This is a genomic window from Reyranella sp. (assembly GCF_004297405.1).
In the GTDB taxonomy this organism is placed as follows: domain Bacteria; phylum Pseudomonadota; class Alphaproteobacteria; order Reyranellales; family Reyranellaceae; genus Reyranella.
This window is the reverse complement of the sequence record NZ_SCVC01000011.1, coordinates 337,131-363,524: the sequence shown is the minus strand read 5'-3', so window position 1 is coordinate 363,524 and position 26,394 is coordinate 337,131. Positions and strand designations below refer to the sequence as shown.

At 63.4% G+C, this 26,394-nt stretch carries 23 protein-coding genes; 9 read left to right on the top strand and 14 right to left on the bottom strand.

Annotated features, from left to right (window positions below; all coding sequences use genetic code 11):
- The first annotated feature begins 4 nt into the window (after nt 1-4).
- Nucleotides 5-616 (top strand): UbiX family flavin prenyltransferase, encoded by a 612-nt coding sequence (locus tag EPO50_RS09605; RefSeq protein ID WP_296343318.1) that lies wholly within the window; start codon nt 5-7, stop codon nt 614-616.
- Nucleotides 616-996 carry a copper resistance protein CopC gene (locus EPO50_RS09600; RefSeq protein WP_296343410.1) on the top strand — a complete coding sequence of 127 codons (381 nt, stop codon included), beginning with the start codon at nt 616-618 and terminating at the stop codon, nt 994-996. The genes EPO50_RS09605 and EPO50_RS09600 overlap by 1 nt, the downstream gene beginning before the upstream one ends.
- A 22-nt stretch (nt 997-1,018) precedes the next feature.
- On the opposite strand, the gene EPO50_RS09595 is transcribed toward EPO50_RS09600, so the two are convergent.
- A complete protein-coding gene (locus EPO50_RS09595; protein ID WP_296343316.1) occupies nt 1,019-2,038 on the bottom strand; it encodes an FUSC family protein in 1,020 nt (339 codons plus the stop codon).
- 38 nt (nt 2,039-2,076) lie between these two features.
- On the opposite strand from EPO50_RS09595, the gene EPO50_RS09590 reads away from it, so the two are divergent.
- From EPO50_RS09590 to EPO50_RS09575, 4 genes are read left to right on the top strand one after another with little or no spacing between them, the layout of a single operon-like run.
- Nucleotides 2,077-3,432: a UbiD family decarboxylase gene (locus tag EPO50_RS09590; protein ID WP_296343315.1), complete on the top strand. Its 1,356-nt coding sequence runs from the start codon at nt 2,077-2,079 to the stop codon at nt 3,430-3,432.
- 20 nt (nt 3,433-3,452) lie between these two features.
- On the top strand, nt 3,453-4,382 hold the full coding sequence (locus EPO50_RS09585) for an ABC transporter substrate-binding protein (RefSeq protein ID WP_296343313.1): 930 nt from the start codon (nt 3,453-3,455) through the stop codon (nt 4,380-4,382).
- A 15-nt stretch (nt 4,383-4,397) separates the two neighbouring features.
- Entirely contained in the window at nt 4,398-4,958 is a 561-nt protein-coding gene (locus EPO50_RS09580) for a hypothetical protein (RefSeq protein ID WP_296343311.1), read from the top strand.
- 10 nt (nt 4,959-4,968) lie between these two features.
- The gene (locus EPO50_RS09575; protein WP_296343309.1) at nt 4,969-6,762 is read left to right on the top strand and encodes a sulfatase-like hydrolase/transferase; all 1,794 of its coding nucleotides are present in this window, start codon (nt 4,969-4,971) and stop codon (nt 6,760-6,762) included.
- 60 nt (nt 6,763-6,822) lie between these two features.
- On the opposite strand, the gene EPO50_RS09570 is transcribed toward EPO50_RS09575, so the two are convergent.
- From EPO50_RS09570 to EPO50_RS09545, 6 genes are all read right to left on the bottom strand, one after another.
- Entirely contained in the window at nt 6,823-7,128 is a 306-nt protein-coding gene (locus EPO50_RS09570; RefSeq protein WP_296343307.1) for a hypothetical protein, read from the bottom strand.
- A gap of 256 nt (nt 7,129-7,384) precedes the next feature.
- Nucleotides 7,385-8,368 (bottom strand): tripartite tricarboxylate transporter substrate binding protein, encoded by a 984-nt coding sequence (locus tag EPO50_RS09565; protein WP_296343305.1) that lies wholly within the window; start codon nt 8,366-8,368, stop codon nt 7,385-7,387.
- A gap of 89 nt (nt 8,369-8,457) precedes the next feature.
- Complete coding sequence (locus EPO50_RS09560; RefSeq protein WP_296343303.1) at nt 8,458-9,603, bottom strand: aromatic ring-hydroxylating dioxygenase subunit alpha; 1,146 nt, start codon at nt 9,601-9,603, stop codon at nt 8,458-8,460.
- A gap of 105 nt (nt 9,604-9,708) precedes the next feature.
- Nucleotides 9,709-10,368: a TIGR02466 family protein gene (locus EPO50_RS09555; protein ID WP_296343301.1), complete on the bottom strand. Its 660-nt coding sequence runs from the start codon at nt 10,366-10,368 to the stop codon at nt 9,709-9,711.
- Nucleotides 10,369-10,467: 99 nt separating this feature from the next.
- On the bottom strand, nt 10,468-11,061 hold the full coding sequence (locus EPO50_RS09550; RefSeq protein ID WP_296343299.1) for a peptidoglycan-binding domain-containing protein: 594 nt from the start codon (nt 11,059-11,061) through the stop codon (nt 10,468-10,470).
- Nucleotides 11,062-11,168: 107 nt separating this feature from the next.
- Nucleotides 11,169-11,987 (bottom strand): IclR family transcriptional regulator, encoded by an 819-nt coding sequence (locus EPO50_RS09545; RefSeq protein WP_296343297.1) that lies wholly within the window; start codon nt 11,985-11,987, stop codon nt 11,169-11,171.
- A 129-nt stretch (nt 11,988-12,116) separates the two neighbouring features.
- Here EPO50_RS09545 and EPO50_RS09540 point away from each other — a divergent pair, with 129 nt between their 5' ends.
- The gene (locus EPO50_RS09540) at nt 12,117-13,577 is read left to right on the top strand and encodes a hypothetical protein (RefSeq protein ID WP_296343295.1); all 1,461 of its coding nucleotides are present in this window, start codon (nt 12,117-12,119) and stop codon (nt 13,575-13,577) included.
- 43 nt (nt 13,578-13,620) lie between these two features.
- Here the strand turns inward: EPO50_RS09540 and EPO50_RS09535 are convergent, their stop codons facing one another.
- The 5 genes from EPO50_RS09535 to EPO50_RS09515 all read right to left on the bottom strand — a co-directional run bounded on the left by EPO50_RS09535 (nt 13,621) and on the right by EPO50_RS09515 (nt 19,536).
- A complete protein-coding gene (locus EPO50_RS09535) occupies nt 13,621-14,061 on the bottom strand; it encodes a DUF2141 domain-containing protein (protein WP_296343294.1) in 441 nt (146 codons plus the stop codon).
- Between the two features lie 28 nt (nt 14,062-14,089).
- Complete coding sequence (locus EPO50_RS09530; RefSeq protein ID WP_296343292.1) at nt 14,090-15,451, bottom strand: outer membrane beta-barrel protein; 1,362 nt, start codon at nt 15,449-15,451, stop codon at nt 14,090-14,092.
- A 141-nt stretch (nt 15,452-15,592) separates the two neighbouring features.
- The gene (locus tag EPO50_RS09525) at nt 15,593-17,200 is read right to left on the bottom strand and encodes an ABC transporter substrate-binding protein (RefSeq protein ID WP_296343290.1); all 1,608 of its coding nucleotides are present in this window, start codon (nt 17,198-17,200) and stop codon (nt 15,593-15,595) included.
- 37 nt (nt 17,201-17,237) lie between these two features.
- Nucleotides 17,238-17,777 (bottom strand): inorganic diphosphatase, encoded by a 540-nt coding sequence (gene ppa / locus EPO50_RS09520; RefSeq protein WP_296343288.1) that lies wholly within the window; start codon nt 17,775-17,777, stop codon nt 17,238-17,240.
- A 91-nt stretch (nt 17,778-17,868) separates the two neighbouring features.
- The gene (locus tag EPO50_RS09515) at nt 17,869-19,536 is read right to left on the bottom strand and encodes an MFS transporter (RefSeq protein WP_296343286.1); all 1,668 of its coding nucleotides are present in this window, start codon (nt 19,534-19,536) and stop codon (nt 17,869-17,871) included.
- A gap of 159 nt (nt 19,537-19,695) precedes the next feature.
- Here EPO50_RS09515 and EPO50_RS09510 point away from each other — a divergent pair, with 159 nt between their 5' ends.
- Complete coding sequence (locus EPO50_RS09510; protein WP_296343284.1) at nt 19,696-20,343, top strand: response regulator transcription factor; 648 nt, start codon at nt 19,696-19,698, stop codon at nt 20,341-20,343.
- Here EPO50_RS09510 and EPO50_RS09505 read toward each other — a convergent pair.
- Complete coding sequence (locus EPO50_RS09505) at nt 20,333-23,770, bottom strand: ATP-binding protein (RefSeq protein ID WP_296343282.1); 3,438 nt, start codon at nt 23,768-23,770, stop codon at nt 20,333-20,335. The genes EPO50_RS09510 and EPO50_RS09505 overlap by 11 nt on opposite strands.
- Nucleotides 23,771-23,867: 97 nt before the next feature.
- On the opposite strand from EPO50_RS09505, the gene ettA reads away from it, so the two are divergent.
- Nucleotides 23,868-25,544: an energy-dependent translational throttle protein EttA gene (gene ettA, locus EPO50_RS09500; protein WP_296343278.1), complete on the top strand. Its 1,677-nt coding sequence runs from the start codon at nt 23,868-23,870 to the stop codon at nt 25,542-25,544.
- Here ettA and EPO50_RS09495 read toward each other — a convergent pair.
- Complete coding sequence (locus tag EPO50_RS09495; protein WP_296343276.1) at nt 25,541-26,392, bottom strand: sugar phosphate isomerase/epimerase; 852 nt, start codon at nt 26,390-26,392, stop codon at nt 25,541-25,543. The two genes, ettA and EPO50_RS09495, sit on opposite strands and share 4 nt — an antisense overlap.
- Nucleotides 26,393-26,394: the final 2 nt, after the last annotated feature.

Here is a 26,394-nt window from a genome sequence, read left to right as displayed (position 1 = left end):
TCGCATGGCAGCCAGCCAGCCCGTCCGGCGCATGGTCGTCGGTATCACCGGCGCCTCGGGAACGGTCTACGGCATCCGTGTACTGGAGATGTTGCGCGCCATGAAGATCGAGAGCCATCTCGTGATCTCCAAGGCGGGCGACCAGACGCGGTCACTCGAAACCGATATGTCGGCGGCCGAGATCCGGGCGCTCGCCGACAAGGTCTATGCGCCAGGCGACATCGCCGCGGCCATCTCGAGTGGTTCGTTCCACACGATGGGCATGATCGTGGCGCCCTGCTCGGTGCGCACCCTGAGCGAGATCGCGACCGGCGTAACGTCGAGCCTGGTCGCCCGTGCAGCCGACGTCTGCCTGAAGGAACGCCGCCGCGTCGTCCTGATGTTCCGCGAGACGCCGCTGCATGCCGGGCACATCAAGAGCATGCTGGCAGTCACGGAGATGGGCGCCATCGTCGCCGTGCCGGTTCCGGCCTTCTATGCGCGGCCGCGCACCGTCGACGACATCGTCACCCATTCAGTCGCCCGCGCCCTCGATCTGTTCGGTCTCGACACCAAGGCCTTTCCCCGCTGGACAGGTCCGTCGGGCCTACCGCCCCGGCGGAGGACTCCAAAGTGATGCACCGTCGCGCAGCGATTGCTGCCATGCTGACCGTCGCTGGCGGAGTTTCGTCGGCACGTGCGCAGACCGCTGATGTACGTGTCGTGGAATCGGCGCCGAAGGCACATGCCCGTATCGGCCGGCGCAGCAGTGCCTTCTTCGTGCGCTTCGATCGGCCGGTCGACCATCGCAAGTCGACCCTGGTCATCAAGCAGGGCGACAAGGTGATCGAACGCCTGCACCCGCGCCTCGAATCGGCGCCCGAAGTGTTGTTCGCGGAAGCGCCGACCTTGCCGCCGGGCGACTACACCCTGCACTGGGCGGTGATCACCCTGCAGGGAGAGAAAGCCGTCGCAGGCGACATCCCTTTCCAGGTCTCCGACCAGCCACCCAAGTAGGCACCGCGTGCGGCCCGCTCGCTCAAGTCACTTTGAGGATCCTGCGTCCCACGAGAATCGTCAGGAAGGCGACTGCCGTGCCGAGCGCTGCCTCGGCCAGCCGGTCGACCAGCAGCGGCGGCCAGGGCGCGCCGCGGCTCAGGTTGCTCATGCCGATAGCGAGCGGCGAGAAGAAGAGCAGAGCTACGCCGTAGTTACGCGCCACGGCGATCTCCGCCGCCGCCTGGCAGACGATGATGATCGCAATCAGCGCGAGATGGTCGGGCTCGAACGAGAACAGGAAGGTGGCCACGCCCACGCCACCCAAGGTGCCCAGCATGAGATGCAGCGTGCGGCGCCAGACGTCGGTGGCGGCCAACGCGGGCATCAGGGCGGCGACGGTCACTGCCGCCCAGAAGGCGTGGCCGATACCGAGGGCAATGGCGAGCCCCCAAGCCGTCAGCACGCCGAGCGTGGCGGCACCGATCAGGATCAGATGCTGCCGATGGTCGAGAGTGGCGTAACCCGCCGCGAGGCGGCGACTCCATCCATCGGGTCTCGGTTCTTCTCCAGACTTGCCATTGCGCACACCGCTCAGCCACGCCAGCAGCACCGAGAAGGCGGCACCGCCTGCGCCGGTTGCTATGCCGATCGGCAGGCGGTCCCAGCTCGTGGGGATGCTGGCGATGATCAGCAGCACCAGGACGAAAAACATCTCGCCGCGCGGCACCCATCGCATCGCCGCGCCGAGCGTGGCAGCGGCAACCACAGTGACGGCGAGCAGCACGCCCAATACCGGCAGCGGCGCCTGCGCGGCCGCATAGGCCATGGCCACCGCGATGGTGACGACCAGGCCCGCACCGGCCACGATCTGCGTCGTCACGCGCTGCTTGGCAGACTCGCCGTGGCCGTAGAGCATCGCCAATCCGCCGAAGGCGGCATAGACGGCAAGGTCGAGACGGCCCACGGCATCAAGCGCCAGCAGCGGCAGGCCGACTGCCAGAGCGACGCGCAGCGCGTCCTCGACATCGTCACGGCGGATTTGGCCAAGAGAGCGACGCATCAACTGTTGTACTCGCGGAAAGCAAGGACGGACTGACCATGCCCTATCAAGATTTGCGCGCCTTCCTGACCGCCTTGAAGAACTCGGGTGACCTCGTCGACATCACACGTCCGATCGCCCTCAAGTACGACATTGCCAAAGCTCTTGCCAAGACGAGTTCGATCCAGGGCCCGGCTCTGATGTTCAAGGACACCGGCACGGAGTTTCCGCTGGTGGCAGGTGTCTACGGCAATCGCCGCCTGGCGTTGAAGGCCTTCGAGGCGACGGAACAGACGATCCACGAGAAGGTGCTGAAGGGAATCAACAACCAGATCGCTCCCGTGGACTTCAAGGGAGCGCCGCCTTGCCAGGAAGTCGTGCTGACGGGCGATGCGATCGATGTCACCAAGCTGCCGGTGCCGACCTACAGCCCCAAGGACGGTGGGCCCTATATTACAGCTGGCATCGTGGTGTCGGAGAATCCCGAGACCGGCACACCCGATATCGGCAACTACCGCTTCCAGGTTCACGGGCCGAAGGAGCTAGGCGTGTTCTCCGCGCCGAACCATCGCTTCGGCAAGAACATCGCGCATGCGACAGCGATGGGGAAGCAACTGCACGGCGCGATCGTGATCGGCGTCGATCCGCTGACCATGTACTCCTGCCAGGTGCAGTCGAGCGACGCCACCAACGACTGGTTCGTTGCCGGCGGGCTGCGCGGCGCGCCGGTCGAGCTCGTGAAGGCAGTCAGTAACGACATGAAGGTGCCGGCGCACGCGGAGATCGTGATCGAGTTCACGGTCGACACCAATGACCAGAAGATCGAGGGGCCGCTCGGTGAATACACCGGCTACTACACGGCAGCCTCGCTCAAGCCCGTGGCGAAGATAACGGCGATTACGCACCGCAAGAGCGCGATCTTCCAAGGCCTGCTGACCGGCAAGCCGATCACCGAGAACCATGTGCTGAAGCAGATCCCGTTCGAGACCTCGATCCTGCGGCAACTCCAGGCTCAGTTCCCGACGATCAGCGACATCTCGATCAACAGCTCGGGTGGCGTGCAGGTCTACGTCGTCATCGCCATGAAGCCGCGCTACGAGGGCGAGGCGCGGCACGCGATCCTCGCCGCCATGGCATCTAACCTCCATCCCAAGTGGGTCATCACGGTCGACCCCGATATCGACATCCGCAATTCCGCCGAGGTCGAATGGGCCCAGTCGTTTCGGGTTAAGCCGAGCGACGACGTGTTCGTCGTCGACCGTACGGCTACCGCACCGCTTGACCCCTACACCGACGGTGGCTTCTCGTCTTCGGTCGGTATCGATGCAACCAAGCCCTTCGGCGTCGAGTTCCCGGAAGTTTCCGAAGTGCCGGGGTGGCGCGACTTCGACCTGCCGGAAATCGACAAGCGGTAGGCGCTCGGGAGGATCGTTCCATGCCGCTCAAGATCGCCGTCCCCGATCTGGTGTCGAACTCTTACTTCCCGGCGGCGGCGGCGGTCGAGCTGGGCTTCTTCAGGGAAGAAGGGCTCGACGTCGCGCTTGAGCTGATCTTCCCGGTCGACAAGACCTATGCCGCGCTGCGCGACGGACAGATCGATCTGGTCGGTGGCTCGGCGCATTCGGCTCTGGCGGCGTTCCCGGAATGGAAGGGCGTAAAGCTTCTCTGTGCCCAGGCCCAGGGCACCTACTGGTTCCTGGTCATGCGCTCTGACCTGGCTCCTCAACGGAATGATCTCGGCGTCGTCAAAGGCCGCAGGATCGGAGCAGCCCCCTGGGTCGACCTGGCCCTGCGGCGGCTTCTGCTGGAAGGCGGCATCGACATCGAGCGCGGCCAGGTCCAGATCATGCCCGTGCCCGGTGCGGTTGGGGACACCGTCAATTTCGGCGTCACGGCCGCCGAGGCTCTGGCGGACGGCAAAATCGATGGCTTCTGGGCCAATGGCATGGGCGCCGAGGTTGCCGTGCGCCGCGGCGTCGGCACGGTCGTCCTCGACGTTCGCCGCGGTGACGGGCCGAAGCCCTGCTTCTACTATACGATGGCCGCCATCTCCACCACCGACGCGCTGATCGAGCGCTCGCCAGAAACGGCTGCTGCCGCCGTGCGCGCGATCGTCAAGACGCAGAAGGCGCTGAAGCAGGATTTCCAGCGCGCGACGGCGGTTGGCGAGAAGCTCTTTCCGCCCGCCGAGGCCGCCCTGATCGCCGAACTGGTGCGACGCGACCTGCCCTTCTATGACGCTACGATTTCGGAAAAGTCCGTCGCCGGCATGAACGCCTTCGCCCGCGATCTCGGGATCCTGCACGGCCATCCCGCCTACCGCGATGTCGTGGCGACACCGTTCCAGTCTCTCTGGAAAAGCTAGAGCGAGCGAATGCGCATGCCCAGTCCCTTTGACGCCGTCACCACCTACTTCCACGCCAAGGACGGGAACCGCCCGTTCCTGATGCGCCAGGCCTTTGCCGAAGGCGTTCAACTGGAAATGGTCGTGAAGACGGAGGCCATTTCCTTCCCGAGCACAGCGCGCGGACTGGTCGAGATCGAGGAGGTTCTCGTTCGTCGCATCGCGACCGATTTTGAGAATGTCTATTCCTTCGGACTGGCACAGCCGACGGAGGTCGATCGACGTCGCTTCTCCTGCCCTTGGCTGGTGGCCATGTCGGCCAGGGCCGATGGCGCCCTGCGAGTCGGGGTGGGGCGCTACGATTGGCAGTTTTCGCCCGACCTCAAGTGCCTTGTCGAGAAACTGCTCATCACCATCGATGTGATGCAGGTCCTTCCGGCAAGTGAGCTCGACAGAATCATGAGCTGGATCACCAGCCTGCCTTATCCCTGGTGCCAGCCCGACGAGGTCGTGAGGACCATGCCTCGCATCGAAGAGCTCGCACCCGTCGAGCGCTACTTGAAAGAGGCTCGGTTGAATCCGCCGAGCGCTGACTGAGGAGACTAGTATGTCGAATACCGAAGACGACAACCCAGCCAACACCTCGCGCCGCGTCGCGATGGCCTCAGGAGCAGCCCTGCTCGGCTCTACGATCCTTGGAGGCCTGTCGGCCAATGCCCAGTCCGGCACGACACCGGCTTCGGCACCGACGGCCGCAATGCCGTCTGGCTACAACATCCTGTTCGTGCTGGTCGATCAGGAGCACTTCTTTCCGAAGTGGCCGTTCCCGGTGCCAGCGCGCGAAGCCATCAAGAAGAAAGCCGTCACCTTCCTCAATCATCAGGCAGCGTCGTGCGTGTGCTCCTCGGCCAGGTCCGTCGTCTACACGGGTCAGCACATCCAGCACACAGGCATCGCCGACAACCTGAACTACATCTGGCAGCGCGACCTCGCGACCAGCATCAAGACCGTCGGCCACCGTCTCGGTGAACTCGGCTATCACGCTGCCTATCAAGGGAAGTGGCACCTGTCCGCCAATCTGGATCTCAACGCCAAGGCTATCGATGCGCCGCTGCTCAAGTACCGCGAGACCATCGCGTCTTACGGTTTCAAGGACTTCTTCGGCGTCGGCGACCTGATCGACGGCACGCTCGGTGGCTACAGCTACGACGATTCGACACTGGCCTCTGCGATCACGTGGTTGCGGACCGAAGCGGAAACGCTGCGGACCAAGGGCCAGCCTTGGTACCTGGCCGTGAACTTCGTCAATCCGCATGACGTGATGTACTACAACTCCGATCTGCCGACGGAGAACATCCAGAGCGCCAACCATGCAATGCCGATCGCGCGGGCACCCGACGACGAACTCTACCGCGCGACCTGGGACAATTCTCCCTTGCCAGCCAGCCGGCACCAGTCGTTCGACAGCCCCGGCCGCCCCGTCGCCCAGAAACTCTACCAGCAGATCCTGGATCTGCAGGTGGGCCGATGGCCGGACGAAGATCGCCGCTGGCGGGCTTTGCGCGACTACTATTTCAACGCCATCCGCGATTGCGACCGCAAGGTCGAACTGTTGCTCGACGCGCTGCGCAACAACGGTATGGACAAGAACACCATTGTGATCTTCACAGCCGATCATGGCGAGCTGGGCGGCACTCATCAGATGCGGGGCAAAGGCACGAACGCCTACCGGCAGCAGAACCATCTGCCCCTGATGATCCATCACCCTGCATTCGAGGGTGGCACCGAGTGCAAGGCCATCACCTCGCAGCTCGACCTCACGCCGACCATCATCGGCCTGACCGGGAAGGACGTGACGGCAAGGACGCGCGCTTCAGAAGGGCTAAAGGGTAAGGATTTTTCGACGTGGCTGCGCAACCCGGCACAGGCTGAACTGCAGTCGATCAGGCCCGCTTCGCTCTACAACTTCGACATGTTGTCCTTTCAGGATCCGAAATGGGCGGCGATGACCGTCGACACTCGCGCATATCGTGCGGCGAGGCCGGAAGAACAGCTGGCTGCGCTGGCGAAACACCCGCCGAACTTCCTCAACAGGGTGGCGATCCGTAGCATCTGGGACGGCCGCTATCGCTTCTCGCGCTACTTCTCTCCGATCCGGTTCAACACGCCTGGTTCGCTGGAAGAGCTTTTCGCGATGAACGACGTCGAGATCTACGATCTCCACAACGACCCCGACGAGATGACCAATCTCGCCATCGACCGGAAGCGAAACGGAGATCTCATCGTCGCCTTGAATCAGGAAGCCAACCGCCGCGTCGCGGAGGAAGTCGGCGAAGACAATGGCCACTTCTTGCCGATCCGCGACGGCAAATGGCATTTCCCTCCTGCAAGCGAGAGATAGGCGACGAAGCATGTACTTGACGACCGAACGGCTGCCGTCGCCTCGGAAATCCTAGACCGCTCACTGCGCCTTCAGTTTCAAAGCCCCAACCTCCCGGAAGGCTGCTTCCACGTTGGCAATTTTACCGCTGTGACAGTCAACCGATACTTCGATTGGTCCTGCGAGTTCAGGGCGGCCATCCTTTTTGACCCCAGGATGCCCACTTTCGACATCGGCACCGGCCGCCTTTGTTCCCGCGCTATTGGCCTCACCCGGCACTCTGACAAAAATGTCAGTGCGGTCGATGCCGTGTTGTTGAACAAGATGTTCGATGGCGAGGTCTGCTTCGCGACGGGTTGCGAAGCTGGCAACAATGGTGCGTTCCATGGATATCTCCACAACAGACAGGCGTCAGCACCATCAGTGGTTTGGGTGCTATGAGCGCCAACGCCGAGCGTTGCAGAGCGTTCCAACTCAGAAGAATCAGTGCGGGTGCGCCGCTTCTTGGGGTCGTTTGCGAGAAAAACTACCCACTACGACCTAGCCATCGCCACAGACTTTGGCGATGGACGGTCTAACCAGAAACACCGCATGAAACGGGATTTTCCTAGCTTGAGGCTGAGATCTTCGACGACGCTTACGCCTACTCCGGCTTGAGGCCGATCTCCTTCAGCACCGCCAGCATGATCTCTGTGTCGCGCTTGAAGCGGGCGTTTGTGGCCTCGAAGCTGAGGGGGCCGATGATCATGTAGTTGGCGAGAAGTTGCTTCACCTTCTCGTCGGTGCCCGCCTCGATCAGCGTGTCGGAAAGCTTCTTCACGATGTCCTTCGGCGTCGCAGACGGAACGGCGAAGGCGGCAAACGCGCGCGTCTCGTAGGAGCTGCCGACCGCGCCCTGCTCCGTCATGCTCGGCACGTCGGGATAGGCCGGCAGACGGTCGCCCTGGACGGCGATGATCTTGCCCTTACCGGACGTAATCACCGGCGCCGCCGCGGCGGGGCTGCCCGACGCACCATCGAGCGCCTGGGAGGCCACGTCGGCCCACATCGCTGCCTCGCCGCGATACTGCACCACCTCGAACTTCAGCCCGTACTGCCTGGCCATCGTCTCGATCAGCACATGCGGGGTCGAGCCGGGGCCGTAGGAGCCCCAGTTCAGCTTGTCGACCTTCTTTGCATATTCGACGAACTGCTTGAGGTTGGTCGCACCGGTCTTCTCGGCCGCGATCACCGGCCCGCCGAGGCTGGTCGTCATCGTCAGATAGGTGAAGTCCTTCTCCGGATCGTAGGGCAGATCCTTTATCGTGACGCGATTCTGGATCAGCGACGAGGAGATGGTGCAGAGGATCGTGTGGCCGTCAGGCGCCGCGCGCTTGACCTCCGCGGCGCCGATGGTGCCGCTGGCGCCGCCCTTGTTGTCGACGATGACCGTCTGGCCGAGCTTGCGCGAGAGGTAGTCGCCAAAGGAGCGTGCGATGCCGTCGGTCTGACCGCCGGCCGGATAGGGCACGACGATGCGGATCTGCTTCGACGGGAAGGTGCTCTGCGCAGACGAAGTGGTGAACAAGGCGGGGGTCGCCAGGACGCCCGCGCTAGCCGCGATGATGCGGCGCCGCGTCGGATTCAATATTATCTCCCTATGTCCGCGAGACCTTGTGGGCCCCGAAATCCGGCGGGACCCTAGTTCAGAGCGTCTGACTCAAGCAAGCGACAGCGTCACGCAGTGGGGCAATTGCGAAATTTCAGCTTCTCGATGTGTTCCGTCAGGTGGCGGTGGAAATGGCCGATCGCCTGTTCGTAGTGGCCGAAGGTGAAATGCGTGTTGGCGCCCGAAGCCAATCCAGCCTGAATGGCGCAGGCCGCCTGCCGGTCTTCGGTCAAACCTGCATCCTGCACAAAGTTGGCGTCGCGCCTCGCCTCGGCGATATCGAGCGGCTTGCCGTTCTTGATTCGCGGAGCGAGCTGATAGACGACCCAATGCGTTTCCGAGGGCGTCACCGGCTCCAGAATGACGAGCATGGCATGACTGGACAGGAAACTGACATGCGTATTGGGGAAGAGCTGATGCGTGTCCGTAAGACGCCCCTGGACGTTCCACTCCTCGCGCGGCATCTGGCGCAACTTCTCGATGCGGCGGAACGGAAAGACGATGCGCGAATTGCGGCCATGCAACTCGACCACGTTCAGGTTGTCGTAGCCGTAGGGGTAGAAGGATTGATTGTGGAGGGCCTTGATGTGATAGCCCTCCATGGAAGTCTCGCCGATCAGCTTCCAGTTGGCCTTGTCGTCGAATTCGAGCTTGTTGAAGAGCACGTAGTCGGGCGGCAATAGGTCCGGCACGTCCGGCAACGCGCCATCGGACAACGGCGCGTCTTGCGTCACGAAGATGAGACCGCCCTTCTCGTGCACCGTTACCGGCACGAGCCCGTGCTCTTCCTTGTCCAGTCCCGGAAAGCCCTCTTCGCCAGGAACATGGCGCAGCGTGCCATCGAGACCGTAGATCCAGGCATGATAAGGGCAGGCAAACGCCCGTTTGCAGCCCTCACCTTCCTCGAGCTTCATGCCGCGGTGACGGCAGGCATTGCGGAATCCACGGACGATGCCGTCCAGTCCCCGCACCACGAGAAGCGGCGTCCCGACGGTGGTGCGCGCGATGTACGAGCCCGGCTCCGGCAAGGCCGCCGAGGGGCAGAAGGCCATCGGCACGCGACGCAGCACCTCCAGCTCGGCGGCGAAGCGCTCTGCGGAGCTGTAGTTCGCGGCCGGCTCGCGCCACACCGACGTGCCCTTGTCCGTCGACTTGGCGTCGACATGCGCCAGGATGCGATCGACCAGGTCGACATCGTCGAGGAGCGCGCTCATTGTTTTCCTTCCGCTGTGCAACTCGAATGGTTCGAGGTGATCGGACTTTACGTAACAGAATGAACTGCGGGGTGCTCGACGAACTGACCAGCCCGAATGACTCAACTATCGGCGGGATGCTGGCTTGAATGGAAGCGTTCCCTTCCACAAAGGCGCACTCATTGTCTCGCCGAAAGAGAGGAAGTTTGCGTTGAAGGCAATGCTGACGCGTTCTTCGTTCGTCCGATTGACCGGCACACTGTGGGAGAGCCACGCGGGAAAGAGCACGAGGCGTCCCGGCTTGACCTGAACGGTCATGCGATTTCCATTGAAGCGGTTGAGCTGCTTTACACGCGGCATCAGTGCGACGGCGGCTGGCCTGGGATCGGTGAACTCGATGATGTCCGCACCACCAGGCGTCCTGACGTAATAGACACCACTCAGGTAATTGTTGGGGTGGGTATGGGCACTGTTGAGCCCTCCGGGTGGATTGAAGTTCGCCCAGCAACCGGTAATCGCGAACTCTCGATAGTCGATCTGCATGAACTCGAGGCCGCCACTGACAGCCTGCCGCAAGAGAGACGTGAGTTCGGCAAACTCCGGCCGGTTTTGCATGTCCGGATCGGTCTGCAGAGTAGCGCCTGGCGCAACGGGCGGGCGTGAGCCGGTAAGCCGTTCGATATTCGTCATCAGCCGAGCATTGAACCCTTTCGCAAACTCGGGCTCCAAATCGACGATCCAGATTGGCGTCGGAAAGAATTCCTGGACGCTTGTCTTTGCCAACATGACGGTCACTCTTTCATCTTCGGACGATCAGGCGCTGCGCGACTGGAGAAGTTAGGTTTAAAACGACAGCGAGCGCTCCGCCAGATCCTGCCGCGTCGTTCACGGAACCGATGAAATGCACTTCTTCTTGAGCGCTTCGAAGAGCATCTCGTTGGGTTCACCCGTTTCGGCCTCGTTAGCAGCGAGCTGAAACTTGCCGATGGCCGCGCGCGTCGCGGGACCGATCGTGCCGTAGGTCGTGCCGCTATAGAAGCCGAGATCACGCAAGAGAAGCTGGATGGACTTGACCTGGTTCGTCCGGTCGGTGGGCCAGGGACCGATATCAACGGCGCACAAGGTCTTTGGTGGTTCCAGATTTTTCGCCGACAAGCCCACCGGATCTCCGTTGCTCGCTTCGGCTTGCGGTGGCGACGGCGACACTCCAAGCTCCTGAGCAGGCTCCGGATTAGCCCGTGTTATCGCCGCAGGCTCCGTGGGACGTGGTGGCAGTTTCAGCCCCTCACCAACGTACACCGGCTTCACCTGCGCCGCCTTGGAAATGGAAAGAGACGCGTGGCCACTTCCGGGCATGGGGGGAAGGTGATCCCGGAGCGCGAAAGCACCCCCGCCGAGCAACGCCAGGACAATGGCACAAGTCACGACAGGCATTGTGAGCCGTCGCATGCCTTGCCCGCCTTCGGAAGCGGTCGCCATGAGATTGCTTTCCTCTTTCGCCCGAACTCCCACTGGAGACGTTACTGGGGAGCTTGGTCACCTTCAATGGCTACAAAGGGTAGCCTTCGGGAGGTTGGCAGGCGTTGTCAGGCCGAAGCATCTTGCAACAGACGCTCGAGCTTCGCAGCCTCGAGCTTCAGCATCGGCACAAGCTCGCGCCGCCTGGCTTCATCGAGACGATCCTCGATCGCCGCAAGCGACACGGCATAGACTGGCCGTCCCTGAAGATTGCGCACCGGCACTCCGATGCCCCAGGACCCCTTCATCAAAAGACCGGGGTTGAGCGCATATCCCTCCTTCCGCGTGCGCGTCACCGCATCGCGCAGGCTCTTGGATGAATAAGCCGGATACTTCTCCTGAATGGTTGCGGCATTGGCTGCGATCGCGTGTTCGATCTCGTCATCCGGCAGGGCCGACAGAACGGCGAGACTGCCGGCGCCGATGCCAAGCGGATGCCGGTCACCCGCCTGCAGCACATGGCTACGGATGGGAAACGGTCCCTCCTCCCGGTGAAGGCAGACGACATGGAGGTCGCGCCGCACGGACAGAAAGGCCGTATCGCCGGTGGCCTGGCTGAGACGCGTAAGTCCGTCGATCGCCTGGGCTTGGATGCCGAAGCGCCGTGCCGCGAGCATGCCGAGGACATAGCTCTCGGGACCGAGATGGTAGCGCCGGCTCACTTCGTCCTGGTCGACCAGCCCGGCGCGGACCAATGCACCCAAGGCTCTTCGTGCCGTCGGCTTGGCCAGCCCGGAGCTTGTCACGAGATCGGTCAAGCGCGCGCCGCGCTCATCTGCGCGCCCGACATCGAGCAGCAGTCCGAGTGCGCGCTCAATGCTCTGCGTCCCGCCGCCGGGTGGGTCTGCAGGAAAGGCGGCTGTCTTCGTCGGCTTGAGATGTTTCATCCTTCTATGGTCCACTATATGGTACTTCAATAATCATTATTTTCTTCATTTTTTCAAAACTACGAGTCAATTTATGGATCCTGATCATGAATATAGGTCCATTATATGGACCACACAATGGAGTAATCAATGGCTTTCTCATCAGTGGTGTTCGAGAAGGAACGGATCGAACTGGGCGGCACTGAGGAATGGATCGTGCGCGGAGGCCGTCACCTGTTTGCGCGTCTGCCGGACGCGCTGAAGGGGGTCCGCCAGATCGGAGTCATCGGCTGGTCCTCGCAGGCCCCGGCGCAGGCGCAGAACTTTCGCGAGTCGCTGGAAGGCAGCGCCATCAGAGTGAAAGTGGGCCTGCGGGCCGGCTCGCCCTCGTGGTCGGCGGCGGAGGCTGTCGGCTTCACCGCAGCGAATGGAACCTTGGGGGAGATGTACGACGTCATCGCCCAATCTGACCTGGTGTTGCTGCTGATCTCCGATGCGGCCCAAGTGGAGAACTACGACAGGATCATTGCCGCCCTGCGGCCTGGAACGACTTTGGGCCTGTCGCACGGCTTCCTCCTGGCCCACCTCGACAGCGCGGGGAAGAAATTCCCATCGAACATCAATGTCATCGGCGTCTGCCCCAAAGGCATGGGGCGATCAGTGCGCCGCCTCTACGAGCAGGGCCGGGACGTCAACGGCGCCGGCATCAACTGCAGCTTCGCTGTTCACCAGGACGTCGACGGTCGCGCCACCGACCAGGCCCTGGCATGGGCAGTCGCCATCGGCTCCCCCTGCACCTTCGAAACGACGCTCACGCAGGAGTACAAATCCGACATCATGGGCGAGCGCGGCATCCTGCTCGGCGCCGTGCATGGCATCTCCGAAAGTCTCTACCGCTGGTTCCGTACGCAGGGAATGGAAGCAGACGATGCGTTCCTCGAGTCCGCCCGCAGCGTGACGGCCGCCATCAGCAAGAAGATCTCCCAGGGTGGCCTTCTGGGCGTCTACCAATCGCTGAGCCCACAGGACCAGAAGCTCTTCGAGAAGGCCTACACCGCGAGTTATCGCTCCGCAGCCGACTTGCTGCATGAAATCTATGACGAGGTCGAAGGCGGCAACGAAATCCGCAGCGTCGTCAGCGCCGCGCGGCGGCTGGACCGCTTTCCCATGCACGAGATTGCCAATACCGAGATGTGGCAGGTCGCGCGGCACCCCAAGACCAACCGCGAGGCTGGCGTAAACCCGGTCACCGCCGGCATCTATGTCGCGACCATGATGGCGCAGGCCGACCTGCTGCTCGAGAAAGGCCACCCCTATTCGGAGATCGTCAACGAATCGATCATCGAAGCGGTCGACTCACTCAACCCCTACATGGACTATCGCGACGTTGCCTACATGGTCGACAATTGCTCGACGACAGCGCGGCTCGGCGCTCGCAAATGGGCGCCGCGCTTCGATTACGCCGTCACGCAAACGGTGCTGCCAACCATGGATCACGGCACGCCGTCCGATCCGGCCCTCTTCCGGAACTTCCTCGACAGCGACCTTCATCAAGCCCTGTCCGTCTGTCTGGCCTTGCGGCCGCCGGTAGAGATCGCCGTGCTCGGCTGAAGCGGCCGAGCCAGACTGCAATCGCCAGCTGGCCTGACGAGACTTACGGATAAGTGATCGTCACCGGCCAGCTGGTGCTGCCGCCCGAATAGGCATAGGCCGCCGCACTGAAATCCGGCGGCCCCATGCTGCCTTTGGCATTGCGCGAGAAGCCATAGCCTTCCTCGGGCTGACCGAAGAAGCCGGTGCGCATCTTGGTCTCGCCCTTCTCGGCGTGGAACAGCGCGACGGCGTAGGTTCCGGAGGGTACGTTGCTGAAGACGCAGGTCGCCTGCTGATTGGCGATCGATGCGACGACACCTTTGAATTCCTGACCGGACTTGGGGAAAGTCGCGGCAGAATTGTACAACCCGCACCGGACATCGCCGTTGCTGTTGCGCAAGCCGCTCACCGGCACGCTGATCGTGTTGCCGGCTTGACCAAACGCTACACTTGCTGTGCCGAGCGCAAGCGCCGCGGCAAGACCAAACCTGAAAAAGCGCATCGTCTCCCCCTCTGCATCACTCCCCGATTCAATCGGCAGCAGCTATCGAGTTGTTGTTGGCGCCGACACCCAGCTTGTAGGCAATGCCCAGCCGGATCGTGTGCATCGACGGCTGAGCCGTCACGCCCCATGTGACTTGCTTCTGCTCGTACTGGCTGTAGCGATACTCCAGCCGCGTCGTCCATCCGCCGGAGATCACCGTCTCGATGCCCGGTCCTACGGTCCAGCCACTCACGGATGTGTCGTTCTCACCGAACATCGTCCCGCCGCCGGCCATCACCGCCGTACCGGTCGCCTTCACGTTCATGCCCGTGTAGCCGACCGCGCCGTAGAGCAATGTCGAAGGAATCGGCAGATAGCCCACACGTCCCATCACGCTCCACGAGCGGTTGGGGGAAACGGCCGCATAGCCCGTCCCGACCGGCGTCGTGAGTGTCGCCGTTTCCTGCATCCCGCTCCAGGTGAAATCGGCCATCACGCCGACCAAAGCCTGACGCGCGAACTGGTAGTCTGCGCCGATGAAGACACCCGCCAGCAGCCCTTGGCCACCGGTGTCGAACGTTGCCGAGGCGCCACCCGCTGTCGCGGTTACCGGCCCTGAGCTCATCCCTGCTCCCGCCGCGACACCCGCATAGACGCCCGTCCAGTTGAAAGCGGGTTCGTTGAAGGTCGGCCTGCTTTCCGCTGGGGCCACGCCAAGTCCGCCGAACTTGTAAGTGAGGCCGGCACGAACCGTGTGCGTCGACGGCGACATGGTGAAGCCCGTGCCACCCAGTGACTGGCCGCCGTACTGGCTATAACGGTATTCGAGCTTGGTCGCCCAATTGTTGCCCAGCATGGCCTCGAACCCGGGACCGAACGTCCAGCCGCTGAACGTATCGGTGCGCGAGAAGCTCGCTGCCTGGCCGCCGGCAAATGCAGTGCCCGAGGTCTGTATATTCTGTCCCGTATATCCGCCGGTGAAGTAAAACAGCGTCGAAGAATTGGCCAGGAAGCCCGCGCGCGCCAGCACAGCCCATTCGAAGTTGGGCCGTGAAGTGATGCTTGCACTGGCACCCGGTACGGTCGCCGAGTTCGTGCTCGAGATGCTGGACAGAGTTGCTTCGGCCAACACGCCGATCACGGCCCGCGGCAGGACCTGATAGTCCACACCACCATAGATCGAACCCAGGACGCCGCTGCCGCCCGAGTTGAAGCTCGCGCCGAGGCCACCGCCGCCGGTATCGATCCTGTTGACCAGGCCGCCTGCACCGAAGGCAGCGCCGATATAAAAGCCGGTCCAGGCCGGGCCAAAATCCTTTGCTGGAATGGTGACGGGCTGCGTCTGGGCAGACGCAGGCAACGCCGCACCCGCCGCAACCAGCGACGCGATGGCAGTTCTCCAAGACATTGGGCTGATATTCCTCCCACCCACCAGGAATGGTTCGGAAGATAACATACATGCACGGCGAGCGCACACGAATGGAGAGCGACCGATTAGATTTCTATCCTGGCGTGTTCCGCAACATTTCGTGGCTGAACGCCGATCGCGCTAGCTGGATAGCCACAGATCGCCCCAGGTTGCGGCGAGGAAGTCGGGATCATTCGAGTGGTTCTGCACACGGGTGCTGGCCACGGTGATCGACTCGATCTCGACCAGGGGCAGCAGCACCGCCTCGAAGGTCGCGATCTTCTGGAACTCCGCGATCTGTGCCCTGCGCCTGGCCGGATCGGTCTCGACCTTGATCCTGGCAACCAACGCATCGACGTCGGGATTGGAGTAACCGGAGGCGTTGCGGAAGGGTACGCCCTTCATGATGCCGTCGGTCGAGAAGTACTGCATCGTCGACGGCACGGGCTCCGACGGGTTGGCCTGGTTCGAGATCGCGAGATCGAAATCGTAGTCGGTGTAGATGCGCTTGATTGAGGTCGGGCGATCCGGCACCGAGAGATCGATGCCGATACCGATATCCTCCAGTGCCTGCTTCACATAGGCGCCGACCTTGCCATTCTCCGGAAACCAGCCGGCTGCCAGCAAGCTCAAGGTGAAGCGCTTGCCATCAGCCTTCTTCCGGTAATCGGCGGCATCGAGCAGGGCCGCCGCCTTCCTCGGATTGAAGGCGGTCCTGTAGATTTCGGTAGTGAAGAATTCCTTGTTTCGCGAATAGATCGGGCTCGTGCCCGGCCGCGCATGACCGTAGTAGACGGTCTTGGCGATGAAATCGCGATCGATGGCGTGGAAGATGGCCTGCCGGACCTCGCGCGTGGCAAAGATTGGATTGCGCATGTTGCATTCCAGGGTGGTCGACCACACGGCCTCGTCATAACCATTGGCCGTTGCCACGAATTTACCGGTCGCGGTGAGCCGCTTGATGTCGGGTTGAGTGACCGGATTGAACACGCCGATCTGGATGTCACCCGCTTCCATCGCGGCAGCTCGCCCGGCCGGATCTCGTATGTAACGGATGATCAATCGATCGAGATACGGCAGGCCCTTCTGCCAATAGGCGTCGTTCTTCACATACTCGACGTGGCTGCCGCGCACCCATTCCTTGAACTTCCACGGACCGGTGCCGATCGGCGCATTGTTGGCCGGATTGGCGGCGGGATCGGTGCCGGCGTAGATGTGCTTGGGAACGATGAAGCTCGTGGGTGCCGAGACCAGGGCGGAGAAGAAGAATTCCGGCGTCGGCTTGTCGAACCTCAGGACCACCGTCTCGGCATCGGGGGCTTCGATACCGACGAAGTCGGTCAGAGCCGACACGGCGGCGTACTTCTTCCAGATCTCGGCGACGGAGAAGGCGACGTCGTCGACGGTCATGTCCTTGCCGTCGTGGAACTTCACGCCCTTTCGGACCTTGACTGCGTAGCTCTTGAAATCGGCCGACGGCTTCCAGCTTTCCGCCAGCTCGCCCTCGAAGTCGCCACTCGACTTGCGGCGGCCGAGCCGCTCCAGGATCTTGGAGGCGGTGAAGATCGGGCTGTTCCCGCCGCCGGCCGGCACGTAGCAGGCTTGCGGTTCGCCGCCACCGAAAGTGGCAACCAGTGTTCCGCCACGTCGAGGTTCAGTCTGTGCCAGAGGCGTCCGCGCGACGGAGCCGACAAGGCCGGTCGCAAGCACCCCGATGTTGAAGCTACGACGCGAAACACCGTTTGCCATCACGCCCTCCGTTGCGCAGGGCCGAGCGAAGATCAGGCTATTTCTTCTTTGCCTTCTTGGCGCGCTCGATCGCTTCGCTGATGAGCCGGCGGGCCTCGTCGACGTCACCCCAGCCCAGCAGCTTCACCCATTTGCCGGGTTCGAGATCCTTGTAGTGGATGAAGAAGTGCTCGATCTGCTGGCGGGTGATCTCGGGCAGGTCGGTATAGGTCTTCACATGGACATAGCGCTTCGTGAGCTTGGGCGACGGCACGGCGATGATCTTCTCGTCCCCGCCGCCGTCATCCTCCATGCGCAGGACACCGATCGGTCGCACATTGATCACGGCGCCGGGAATGATCGGCCGCGTATTTGCCACCAGCACGTCGATCGGGTCGCCGTCGTCCGACAAGGTATGGGGCACGAAGCCGTAGTTCCCCGGATAGCGCATGGGCGTGTAGAGGAAGCGGTCGACGACCAGAGTGCCGGCCTCCTTGTCCATCTCGTACTTGATAGGCTCCCCACCAATCGGCACTTCGATGATGGTGTTGACGTCTTCCGGCGGGTTCTGACCGATCGCGATGGCGTCGAGGTTCATGCAGCAATCCTGAACGTTGGCCGCCGAAAGCACAAAAAGAAACCGGCGGCTTCTGAGAAGCCGCCGGTTCTTTCACGTTGGCCGGGGACGATCAATCGTCCGCGTAGATGTTGCGATCCTTGGTCTCAGGCACGAACAGCAGGCCGATGACGAAGGTCATCGCAGCCACGATGATCGGATACCAGAGGCCGGAGTAGATATCGCCGGTCGCTGCCACGATGGCGAAGGCCGTCGGAGGCAGGAAGCCGCCGAACCAGCCGTTGCCGATATGGTACGGCAGCGACATGCCCGAGTAGCGGATGCGGGTTGGGAAGAGCTCGACCAGCATGGCCGCGATCGGGCCGTAGACCATCGTCACATAGATGACGAGGATCGTCAGGATACCGATGACCGCCACCATGTTGATCTTGGCCTTGTCGGCCGCGGCCGGATAGCCGGCGGCGCGGATGGCCGCGGTCGCCTGCTCGTTGAAGGCCTTTTCCTTGGCTGCGCCCTCGGCCCCCGCTGCCCTCTTGTCGAAGGAGGTGATGACCTTGTCGCCGATCTTGATCTGCGCCGGCGTGCCGGGAGCAGCCCTCTCGTTGTGGTAGTTCACCGCGTTGCGCGCGAGGAACGACTTGGCGATGTCGCACGATGTCGTGAAGCTCGCCGTTCCGGTCGGGTTGAACTGGAACGAGCACTCGTTCGGATCGGCGATGACCGTCACCGGTGATTTCTGCAGCGCTTGTTCGAGCTGCGGGTTCACGGCCTTCGTAAGGGCGCCGAACAACGGGAAGTAGGTGAACACCGCAAGCAGGCATCCCGCGAGGATGATCGGCTTGCGACCGATCTTATCCGATAGCCAGCCGAAGAAGATGAAGAACGGCGTGCCGATCGCCAGCGACGCAGCGATGACGATGTTGGACGTCGTCGCATCGAGCTTCAGCGTCTGGGTGAGGAAGAACAGGGCGTAGAACTGGCCCGTATACCAGACCACCGCCTGGCCGGCGGTACCGCCGAGCAGGGCGAAGATCGCGATCTTGGCGTTCTTCCAGTTGCCGAAGGCCTCGCGCAACGGTGTCTTGGAGCCCTTGCCCTCGCTCTTGATACGCGTGAAGGCAGGCGACTCCTGCAACTGCAAACGGATCCAGATCGAGACGCCCAGCAGGATGATCGACAGCAGGAACGGGATACGCCAGCCCCACTCCGCAAACGCCTGAGGTGACATCGACAGGCGCAGCCCCAGGATCACGAGCAGCGACAGGAACAGGCCAACCGTGGCAGTGGTCTGAATCCACGATGTGTAGAAGCCGCGACGATCCTGTGGCGCGTGCTCGGCGACGTAGGTCGCGGCACCGCCATATTCACCACCCAGCGCCAGGCCCTGCAGCAGGCGGCAGGCGATGAACAGTACGGGAGCGGCAATGCCGATCGAGGCATAGGTCGGCAGGATACCGACCACGAAAGTCGCGATGCCCATCAAGGTCATCGTGACGAGGAAGGTGTATTTGCGGCCGATCAGGTCGCCCAGGCTGCCGAAGAACAGCGCGCCGAACGGGCGGACCGCGAAGCCGGCAGCGAAGCCCAGCAGGGTGAAGATGAAGGCCGCGGTCGGGTTGACGCCCGAGAAGAAGGCGGCGCTGATGTTCGCGGCCAACGCGCCCGCGAGATAGAAATCATACCACTCGAAGACGGTACCGACGGAGGAGGCAACGATGACCTTCCTCTCCTCGCGCGTCATGGGTCGACGGCGATCGTCGGCCAGTGCTGCTACGGCCATGTGCGTTACTCCCCAAGGTACGATAGGTGTCCGTACACGGACCCCATCTTAATTCCGGTGTAATTCGCAGAGCTTGTGTGGTGCAATTCGACCAAGGTCCAAGACACGCTGAATAGTGCGACGCAACATGGAATGCGGCGGCGCACAAAGAAGAAACCAATGGTCGAGGAAACGCTGTCCTTTCTGATTGCCGACGACCATCCGATGGTCCGCGATGCGCTGGTCTCCGCACTTGCCCAATCCTTCACCGGCGCGCGTTTCAGCATGGCGGGGACGCTTGGCCAGGCACAGGCTGCCCTCGACCAAGCACCGGAAACCGATGCCGTGCTGCTCGACCTCGACATGCCCGGTATGGATGGCCTTACCGGCCTCGCCCGGTTGCGCTCCGAACATCCGACTGTACCGATTGTCGTGGTTTCAGCGCAGCGCGAGGCAGCGGTCGTCCGGCGCGCTTACGAACTCGGCGCGTCGGCCTATATCGACAAATCGGCCTCGCTCGAGGAGATCGCGGGCATCGTACGCGCCGTCCTCGATGGTGAGATATTCACACCGCCCGAAGCAGTGGCTGGCGATACCATTGCCCAGCGCGCCGCGCAGCTCACGCCTCAACAGTGGCGCGTGCTGGCGCTGATGGTGCATGGCGACCAGAACAAAGTGATCGCCTACAAGCTGGGCGTGGGCGAGGCCACCGTGAAGGCACATGTGACGGTAATCCTGCGCAAACTCGGTGTACGCTCACGCACCCAGGCCGTCATCGAGGCCAGAGGCCTCGCCCTTCCAACCGCTGCCGAGACGCTCAAGCCGTAAGACGACCGACAGCCGAACTGCGCAGCCGTAGCAACGCACGGAGCGAAGCCGGCTTCACCGGCTTGTGCAGCAGTTCGACCTGCCGCAGGCGAGCGCGCAGACGCAAGGTAGGTTCGCGGTCGGCCGTCACCAGTGCCGCTGGCACGATCTGGCCCCAGATGGTCCGCATCGCCTCGACGACTTCCAGCCCATCCGGCCCCTCGTCGAGGTGAAGATCTGCCAGGACCAGATCCGGCAGCCGCCCGGCCTTGGCCACCGCCGTCAGGGCTTCGGCCTGCGTGGCGGCTGTCACGACACGACACCCCCAACCGCCCAGGAGGGTAGCCATTGCCTCGCGCACGCTCGCCTCGTTGTCGAGGCAGAGGACGAAACTCTCACGTTCGATCGACAGCGCCGGTTGCGGTACCGGCGGCGGTAGCGGCGCGGCCACGACGGCGGCGACACGCGGCACGGTAACGGAGAAAGTCGAGCCCTCGCCCGGTGCCGACGCCAATCCGACCGGAAGGTCGAGCATGCGCGCGATACGATCGACGATGGCAAGGCCCAGCCCCAGCCCCCGCTCCTCGCGTGGCCTGTCATCCTCGGGATGCAGGCGCACGAATTCGTCGAAGATGATCGTCTGCTTGTCGGGATCGATGCCCGGCCCGTTGTCGCGCACTTCGATGCGCAGCTCCTCGCCGATGCGACGGCAGCCCAGCAGCACGCGCGCCGGTCGGCCTTCGACTTGACCGTAACGCAGCGCGTTGGACAGCAGGTTCTGCAGGATGCGCCGCAGGAAGGCCGGGTCCGTATCGACGAAGGCGTGGGTTGGCGCCACGACAAGCTCGACGCCACGGCGGGCCGCCAGCGGCGCAAAGGCGGTGGCGAGCGATTCGAACAGCGGCTGTAGCGCGAAGGGTCGCTTCTCCGGCTTGAAGGCGCCAGCATCGAGCTTGGAAATGTCGAGAAGCGCATCGAGCAAGGATTCGACAGCACCGAGGCTCGCGTCGATCTTGCCGCTGAGATCATTCTCTGGAGCGCGATCGATTAGCGCCGCCGTGAACAGGCGCGCGGCGTGCAGGGGTTGCAGCAGGTCATGGCTGGCGGCGGCGATGAAGCGCGTCTTGCCGAGATTGGCGGCTTCGGCTTCGGCACGGCTCGCTTCCAGTTCGGCCGTACGCTCGATGACTCGCTGCTCGAGTGTCTCCTTCGATTGGCGAAGCTGGCGGTCGCTGTCGCGCAGTGCCTCGGCAGTCCGCACGCGCGCCGTTACGTCGTTGCAGGTGGCGACAAAGCCGTCGCCGGGCAGTGGATCGAGCCGGAGCTCGATCACCCGGCCCTCGCGCGTGACGATCTCGTGTGTCTGCGGTGTTTCCGGTCGGCGCAGCAGCGCCACGACTTCGGCCGTGGCGCCGAACTCGCGCGGCGCGGCGCCGACGGCGACAGCGTCGTCGTCGAGCGACAGGAGCGCGGTGAAGCGATCGTTGTAGATCTCGAGTCGGCCCTCGCGATCGAAGGCAGCGATGCCCATGCCGACATGGTCGAGCGTGTTGCGCAGGATCTCGTAATTGTAGCGGATCGCCTCCGACGCCTCGTCGATGATGGCGCGAGCGCTGCGCGGCAACAGCCGGCCGCGCCGGCTGAACGCCGCGACGATCACACGCGCCGAGGCTGCCCCCAATGTGCCCGACAACACACGTTCCGTGCGCGTCAGCGCGGCCTCGATCGAGAGCTGTTCACCAGCGAGGGCGCGGGCGGCGCGTTCGACACCGACGAAACGCGCGAGGAGCTGGCGCAACTCCTCGATCCGGGCCGCATCGACCGGCGTCTGCCGCGCCGGCAACTCGGCTTCTCCCAACCTGTCGGCACCCAGAACGAAAGCGTCCGCCTGCGCACGGTCGCGCGCGATGGGCCGCGCCAGCAGCGATACCACGACCAGCAGCGCTGTGTTGACCAGGATGCCGACGATGAAGCCCTGGCTCACCGGATCGAGCTCGGCGAGCATAGGGGGCAGATAGGCCTTGAGCGGCACCTCGAGGCCACTGCCCGTCTCCTGCTTGAGAGTCGGCAAGAGGAGCGCATAGGTCCAGACGATAAAGCCACCGGCCAGGCCTGCGACCACACCGAAGCGATGCGCCCGCCGCCAGTAGAGACCCAGGATCAGGCCAGGGGCAAAATTGGCGACGGCGCAGAAAGAAATGAGGCCAATCGAGGCGAGCGGCAGGTAGCCCGAGATGATCCGCTCGTAGGCATAGCCTGCCATCAGGATCAGCACGACAGCAGCGCGACGCACGAAGACAACGAGCGGCCCCATTTCGCGTGCTTCGCCGGCCCGTCGCTTCAGCAGGTAGGGCATGACCAGCTCGTTGCCGATCATGCCCGACAACGCCATGCAGGCCACAATGACCATCGAGGTCGCAGCCGACAGGCCACCGATGAAAACGAAGACCGAGAGCCAGCTCGCGCCATGGACGAGCGGAAGCTGCAGCACATAAAGGTCAGGGCTGACCTGCGGGCCGAGCAGCAGCAGGCCACCCGCGGCGATCGGCACGACGAAAAGATTGATCAGCACAAGATAGAGCGGAAACAGCCAGCGGGCCGTGCGCAGGCTCGCCGGATGGCCATGTTCCACCACTGCGACATGGAACTGACGCGGCAGGCAAAGGAAGGCCATGCCGGAGAGGATTGAGGTCACGATCCAGGTGAGCGGCGAGCCTTCGCGTGTGACCCGTTCGGCCAGCGCCGGCGCCTCGGCGAGGCGGCTCATCATGTCGGCGGTACCGTCGAACAGGAACCACAGGACGAACGGCCCGACCGTCAGCAGTGCCAGCAGCTTCACCACCGATTCGAAGGCGATAGCTACCATCATGCCGCGGTGCTGCTCGGAGGCCTGCACGTTGCGGACACCGAACAGGATGGTGAACAGCGCCATCAGCGCCGCCACGATCAGCGACGTATCGGCATGGACCACGCCGCCGGGATGACCATCGACCCAGGGTGCGGGCGCGGCGATCGTGCGGAAAGAGGACGACACCGCCTGGAGTTGCAGCGCGATGTAGGGCAGCACGCCGATCGTGGCGAACAGCGTGGCGGTGACGCCGACGGCACGGCTCTTGCCGTAGCGCGAGGCCAGGAAGTCGGCAATCGAAGTCACGTTATGCTGCTTGGCCAGCCGCACCATCTTGCGCAGCAGCGGATAACCCAGGGTCACCACTAGGGCCGGGCCGGTATAGATCAGGATAAAGTCGATACCCGAGGTCGCCGCCCGGCCGACCGCGCCGTAGAAGGTCCACGAAGTGCAGTAGATCGCCAGCGACAGGCCGTAGACGGCCGGGGCGACCGAGCTTGCCGACCAGTCGCGCGCGTACCGGTCGCCGAAATAGGCCACGGCGAACAGCAGGCCGAGATAGGCCAAGGACAGGGCCAGAACGGTCGGTTCTGCCAGCATGCGTGCGCGTTTCCCCCACTGTCATTGAACAGAAACTGCCGGGCCGCTACAAGGCTCGCCTTCCCTGTCTGCCCCGTTTGTCGTCAGGAGCGCCCCAATGGCTGCCTATCAGTACATTTACGTCATGAAGGGTCTGAACAAGACCTATCCGGGCGGCAAGCAGGTGCTGAAGGACATCTGGCTGTCATTCCTGCCCGGCGCCAAGATCGGCGTGCTGGGCCTGAACGGCTCGGGCAAGTCGAGCCTGCTGCGGGTCATGTCCGGCCAAGACGACAATTTCACCGGCGAGGCCTGGGCCGCCGAGGGCGTCAAGGTGGGCTTCCTCGAGCAGGAGCCGCAGCTCGACGCCACGAAAGATGTGCTGGGTAACGTCATGGACGGCGCCGGTGAGATGGCCCAGATGCTGGCGCGCTTCGAGGAGGTGTCGAACGCCTTCTCCGATCCCGACGCCGACATGGACAAGCTGATCGCCGAGCAGGCCGACCTGCAGGAGAAGATCGACGCCGGCAACGGCTGGGACCTCGGACGTACCGTCGAGATCGCGATGGACGCGCTACGCTGCCCGCCTTCGGACGCCGCCGTCGACAAGCTCTCGGGCGGCGAGCGCCGCCGCGTCGCCCTCTGCCGCCTGCTGCTCAGCAAGCCCGACATGCTGCTGCTCGACGAGCCAACCAACCATCTCGACGCCGAGTCGGTGGCCTGGCTGGAGCGCCACCTCGCGGAGTTCCCCGGCACAGTCGTGGCCGTGACCCACGATCGCTACTTCCTCGACAATGTTGCCGGCTGGATCCTCGAACTCGACCGCGGCAGCGGCATTCCCTGGGAGGGCAACTACTCCTCCTGGCTGCGGCAGAAGGACAAGCGCCTCGAGCTGGAGGAAAAGACCGCCGACGCCCGGCGCCGCACCATGCAGCGCGAGTTGGAATGGATGGGCACCAGCCCTTCGGCGCGACGCTCCAAGAGCAAGGCGCGTATCGCGGCCTACAACCAGATGGTCGAAGAGGACAAGCAGGAGACGCTCGACCGGGCGCAGATCGTCATTCCGGCCGGTCCGCGGCTCGGCGATCACGTCATCACGGCCGAAGGTGTCTCCAAGGGCTTCGGCGACCGTCTGCTGATCGACAACCTTTCCTTTAACCTGCCGCCGGGCGGTATCGTTGGCGTGATCGGCCCCAACGGCGCGGGCAAGACCACGCTGTTCAAGATGATCACCGGCCAGGACAAGCCCGACAGCGGCACCTTCTCGGTCGGCCCGACGGTGAAGCTGGGCTATGTCGACCAGAGCCGTGAGACGCTCGATCCCAACAAGACGGTGTGGGAGGAGCTTTCAGGCGGCCTCGACATCATCAAGCTGGGCAACCGAGAAATCTCCAGCCGCGCTTACTGCGGCTCGTTCAACTTCAAGGGCGGTGACCAGCAGAAGAAGGTCGGCCAGCTCTCGGGCGGTGAGCGCAATCGCGTCAACCTCGCCAAGATGCTGAAGAGCGGCGCCAACGTTCTGCTGCTCGACGAACCGACCAACGATCTCGACGTCGACACCTTGCGCGCGCTCGAAGAGGCACTGGTCGACTATGCCGGCTGCGCCGTCATCATCTCCCATGATCGCTGGTTCCTGGACCGCATCGCTACGCATATGCTGGCCTTCGAAGGCGACAGCCATGTCGAGTGGTTCGAAGGCAACTATCAGGACTACGAGGCCGATAGGCACCGCCGCTTCGGCACCGACGCCGACCAGCCGCATCGCATTAAGTACAAGCCGCTGGTGCGCGGCTAAGCTTGGGACGCCCGCCCGAAGGTTTGCATGAGGGCACGGCGCGTGGCCTCTTCGCCCTCGCGGGCGACGTCGGCCGCGTCGCGTGCCCAGTGCGCAGGATTAGGCGCTTCGTAGCTCAGGAAGCCGCCGTAACCCTTGGCGGCGAGTGACTGGAAGAGGTCGCTCCAGCGCACGATACCCTTGCCGGGCGGCAATCGATCGGTCGGCGGCACGCCGTTGGGCGGCCCATCGGGCACGTCGCTGAACTGCACATAAAAGATCTCCGGGCCAGAGACCTCCTCGAAGCCTCGGCCGGGCCTGCCGCCGCGTTGCAAGTGATAGGCGTCGAGCAGCAGCCCTACGCTCGGCTGGGCAGCGCGCGCGATGAGATCGCGCAGGATGTCGAGGTTGCGCACGATCGGGTGCTGGAACTGATATTCGAGCGCCAGCCTGAGGCCATGGCGCGCGACGATTTCGCCGGCACGCCGGACATTGGCCACGCCCTCGTCGAATGGCGCGGTCCCGGGACCAATGCCGCTCATCACGGTCGCACAGCCTAGGGCGACGGCGTTCTCGCAGGTCTCCTCTAGCGATGCGAACAAGCGTTCGCGATCGTCCTTGGCCGCGAAAGTCCAACCATACTCCGCACCGACGGCGCTGACCTTCAGGCCGCTATCCCGGATCAGGGTGAGAACGGCTTCATTCGATAGGCCGCGTTCATGGCAGCGCTTGAAGTCGACCCGGCGCAGTTCGACGGCATCGAAGCCCGCTGCTTTGGCAGCCTTGAGAGCCGCTTCGAGTGGTGTGGTATCGATCGTCCAGAGGTGAAGCGCTAGGCCCGCGAAATTGTGCGCCACCTTGTCCCCCACGC

Coding starts and splice junctions, on each gene's coding strand:
- EPO50_RS09605 (WP_296343318.1), top strand. CDS start 5: ATGGCAGCCAGCCAGCCCGTCCGGCGCATGGTCGTCGGTATCACCGGC.
- EPO50_RS09600 (WP_296343410.1), top strand. CDS start 616: ATGCACCGTCGCGCAGCGATTGCTGCCATGCTGACCGTCGCTGGCGGA.
- EPO50_RS09595 (WP_296343316.1), bottom strand. CDS start 2,038: ATGCGTCGCTCTCTTGGCCAAATCCGCCGTGACGATGTCGAGGACGCG.
- EPO50_RS09590 (WP_296343315.1), top strand. CDS start 2,077: ATGCCCTATCAAGATTTGCGCGCCTTCCTGACCGCCTTGAAGAACTCG.
- EPO50_RS09585 (WP_296343313.1), top strand. CDS start 3,453: ATGCCGCTCAAGATCGCCGTCCCCGATCTGGTGTCGAACTCTTACTTC.
- EPO50_RS09580 (WP_296343311.1), top strand. CDS start 4,398: ATGCCCAGTCCCTTTGACGCCGTCACCACCTACTTCCACGCCAAGGAC.
- EPO50_RS09575 (WP_296343309.1), top strand. CDS start 4,969: ATGTCGAATACCGAAGACGACAACCCAGCCAACACCTCGCGCCGCGTC.
- EPO50_RS09570 (WP_296343307.1), bottom strand. CDS start 7,128: ATGGAACGCACCATTGTTGCCAGCTTCGCAACCCGTCGCGAAGCAGAC.
- EPO50_RS09560 (WP_296343303.1), bottom strand. CDS start 9,603: ATGAGCGCGCTCCTCGACGATGTCGACCTGGTCGATCGCATCCTGGCG.
- EPO50_RS09555 (WP_296343301.1), bottom strand. CDS start 10,368: ATGTTGGCAAAGACAAGCGTCCAGGAATTCTTTCCGACGCCAATCTGG.
- EPO50_RS09550 (WP_296343299.1), bottom strand. CDS start 11,061: ATGGCGACCGCTTCCGAAGGCGGGCAAGGCATGCGACGGCTCACAATG.
- EPO50_RS09545 (WP_296343297.1), bottom strand. CDS start 11,987: ATGAAACATCTCAAGCCGACGAAGACAGCCGCCTTTCCTGCAGACCCA.
- EPO50_RS09540 (WP_296343295.1), top strand. CDS start 12,117: ATGGCTTTCTCATCAGTGGTGTTCGAGAAGGAACGGATCGAACTGGGC.
- EPO50_RS09535 (WP_296343294.1), bottom strand. CDS start 14,061: ATGCGCTTTTTCAGGTTTGGTCTTGCCGCGGCGCTTGCGCTCGGCACA.
- EPO50_RS09530 (WP_296343292.1), bottom strand. CDS start 15,451: ATGTCTTGGAGAACTGCCATCGCGTCGCTGGTTGCGGCGGGTGCGGCG.
- EPO50_RS09525 (WP_296343290.1), bottom strand. CDS start 17,200: ATGGCAAACGGTGTTTCGCGTCGTAGCTTCAACATCGGGGTGCTTGCG.
- ppa (WP_296343288.1), bottom strand. CDS start 17,777: ATGAACCTCGACGCCATCGCGATCGGTCAGAACCCGCCGGAAGACGTC.
- EPO50_RS09515 (WP_296343286.1), bottom strand. CDS start 19,536: ATGGCCGTAGCAGCACTGGCCGACGATCGCCGTCGACCCATGACGCGC.
- EPO50_RS09510 (WP_296343284.1), top strand. CDS start 19,696: ATGGTCGAGGAAACGCTGTCCTTTCTGATTGCCGACGACCATCCGATG.
- EPO50_RS09505 (WP_296343282.1), bottom strand. CDS start 23,770: ATGCTGGCAGAACCGACCGTTCTGGCCCTGTCCTTGGCCTATCTCGGC.
- ettA (WP_296343278.1), top strand. CDS start 23,868: ATGGCTGCCTATCAGTACATTTACGTCATGAAGGGTCTGAACAAGACC.